The sequence below is a fragment of the Desulforamulus aquiferis genome, assembly GCF_030577015.1.
GTDB classification, from domain to species: Bacteria; Bacillota; Desulfotomaculia; order Desulfotomaculales; family Desulfotomaculaceae; genus Desulfotomaculum; species Desulfotomaculum aquiferis.
On record NZ_JARPTC010000080.1, the window covers coordinates 1 to 407 of the forward strand.

Below are 407 nucleotides of genomic sequence, written 5' to 3' on the forward strand. Positions count from 1 at the left end.
AGCCTGGCACCGAAGCTTTGGAATGATGAATGTCATTGGTAGGGGAGCGTTCTTAACGAGTAGAAGCGGTACCGTGAGGAGCCGTGGATTGTTAAGAAGTGAGAATGCCGGTATGAGTAAGCGAAAAGGCAGGTGAGAATCCTGCCCGCCGAAAACCTAAGGTTTTCTGGGGAAGGTTCGTCCGCCCAGAGTAAGTCGGGACCTAAGCCGAGGCCGCAAGGCGTAGGCGATGGACAATCGGTTGAGAATCCGATACCACCAGATACCGTTTGAGTGAAGGAGTGACGCAGGAGGGTAAGTCAAGCCAGCGGTTGGAAAAGCTGGTCCAAGCCCGTAGGGTAAGAGATAGGCAAATCCGTCTCTTGTAAAGCCTGAGAGGTGAAGGGGAGCGAAAACAAGTAGCGAAG

General features: G+C 53.1%; 1 rRNA gene. It reads left to right on the forward strand.

Annotated elements, in window-relative coordinates:
- Positions 1-407, forward strand: a 23S ribosomal RNA gene (locus P6N53_RS18610); the annotation flags it as partial.